The sequence below is a fragment of the Rhodoplanes roseus genome (assembly GCF_003258865.1).
GTDB classification, from domain to species: domain Bacteria; phylum Pseudomonadota; class Alphaproteobacteria; order Rhizobiales; family Xanthobacteraceae; genus Rhodoplanes; species Rhodoplanes roseus.
Window position 1 is genome coordinate 1 of the sequence record NZ_NPEX01000515.1, and the last position, 2,145, is coordinate 2,145.

Consider the following 2,145-nt stretch of genomic DNA (forward strand, 5'->3'; position numbering starts at 1 on the left):
TGACGGCTCCCGCCGTCACCGAGGCGGCCGGGGCGGCGCGGGCCTGATCGTGCTCGATCACCGGGCCCTGCGGGGCCAGGTCGGCGATCGGGATGCGCCACTCGAAGGCGTCGATGCGGCCCGAGATCGGCGACGCCGGCATCCACTTCGACGAGACGAGGCCGTCCGCCGTCCAGGTCGGATCGCGGGTCGCCTGCAGGGCGCGCCGCATCCATTCGCGCGAGCGGCCGACGTCGCCGCCTTCCTTCTCCTCGAGCTCGGCCATCAGCGACGCCATGCGCTGGGTCGGCATGGTGAGCATCGGGGCGAGGCTGGTCCGCGCGGTGGCGAACTCCTGCGCGTCGACGGCGGCGCGGGCCACCGCCAGCGCGCTCTCCGGATGATTCGGCGCCAGCTTGGCGAGGGTGCGGATGCGGCCGAGCCGGTCGCGGTTCGACTCGTTGGGGAAGATGCCGGCATAGGCCTCGACCAGATCCGGATGCGGATTGATCGCATAGGCGGCCTCCACCACCTTGGCGGCCTTGCGGGCCTGGCCGCCCTCGGTGAGCAGCCGGCCGGCGAGCGTCGCGGCCGGCACTAGGCCGGGCGACAGCTTGAGCGCCTCCAGCACCAGCGCCTTCGAGACCTCGCCGTCGACCTCGCCCGACAGGGCACGGCCGGTCAGCAGCACGGCGCGCTGACGCTTGTAGGTGTCCTTGGCGACCAGCCCCGAGCGCATGTTGCGCTCCAGCGCGGCGAGCGCCCCGGTCCAGTCGCCGGCGGCGCAGCGATACTGCAGCACCGCCTCGGCCGCCCAGGCGAGCGTCGGCGACGCCTTGGCGGCGTCCTCCGCATAGGTGCGGGCGGCGGCGGCGTTGTCGCTGCGCTGGGCCTCGATGAACAGGCCGTGCAGGCCGAGGAGCTTGGTGTCCTCGCGGGCCGCCATGGCCCGGAAGGTGCGCTCGGCCTCGGCCGGGTTGCCGCCGAGCTGCGCCGCCTGGGCGCCGAGCAGCAGGGCGAGCGGCTCCTTGGGCGCCAGGCGCTGCGCCTCGTTGGCGAAGCGGCGGGCCGACAACGCGTCGCCGGCGCCGATCGCCACGATGCCTTGCGAGATCGCCTTGTAGGCGCGCTTCGCCCGCTTATCGAGGCGGCGTGCCGCGAAGGCGGCGGGCGCCCGCACGATGGCGCGCAGGATCGACCACACCAGGATCACGGCGACGACCAGCGCGATCAACGCGCCGAGCCCCACCATGACCGAGGTCTCGAGCTGATAGCCGAGCCACGTGATGGCGATGTCGCCGGGCCGGTCGGCCAGCCAGGCGGCGCCGAAGGCGAGGGCGGTGACCGCAGCGAGAAACAGGAGAACACGGATCATCGGATGCGATCCTCAAGGAGTGGCGAGCGCCGTGAGCGCGGCGGTGGCGACGCGCTGGGCGGCGGCGACGGCGGCCTGACGGGCTTCCGCCTTCTTGATCCACGGCTCGGCCGGCGCCCGCACCGGGGCCGGCAGCTTGGCGAGCTCGGCCAGCGCGCCGGCGAGATCGGCGTTGCGGGCCTTCGCCTCGGCGCGGCCGATCTGGGCGGCGAGATCGCTGCCGGGCTGGTCCTTCACGGGCCGGATGCGCACCAGCCGCTCGGCCTGCGACTGCAGGCGGTCGAGATACTCCTCGCCGGCCGGCAGGTCGCCGGCCTTGAGCATCGCGGGCGCCAGATCGGACAGCTCGCGGCCCAGCACCAGCGCGCTCGGCACGCCCGACGCGGCGAACGGCTCGAGCGGGCCGAAGGTCTGGGGGTCGCTGACCAGCTGCTTGGCGGCGCCGAGCTCGGCCGTGTAGGGCGTGCCGCGCTCGACCAGCGTGCGCAGCCCGGCGGCCAGCACGGCGAGCCGCACGGCCTTGTCGGTGACGGGCGCATTGGCGCGCTGCGTCACCTGCTGCTGCAGGGCCGCCAGGTTGCGCTCGACCGTCGCGACCTTGGCGGCGACGGCGTCGAGCTCGGCCGGCTGCACGCCGGGCGAGGCCGGGGCCGCCACGGTGGCGCTGGCGCTCTTGGCGACCGCGTCGACCCGCTGGCCGGTCTGGGCGAGCTGCTCGGTCAGCTTGGTGACGGCGGCTTCGGCGGCGGCCACCCGAGCGGCGAGAGCCGGGTCGGCGCCGCTCTGGCGCG

Annotated in this window: 2 protein-coding genes; both read right to left on the reverse strand. The window is 74.9% G+C overall.

What is annotated here, in order from left to right; all coding sequences use genetic code 11:
* Nucleotides 1–1,354: heme biosynthesis protein HemY (locus CH341_RS30840; protein WP_111423437.1), on the reverse strand; the 1,354-nt coding region annotated here is incomplete at its 3' end.
* 12 nt (nt 1,355–1,366) lie between these two features.
* On the reverse strand, nt 1,367–2,145 hold a 779-nt coding region (locus CH341_RS34660), incomplete at its 5' end, for a COG4223 family protein (protein WP_425376226.1).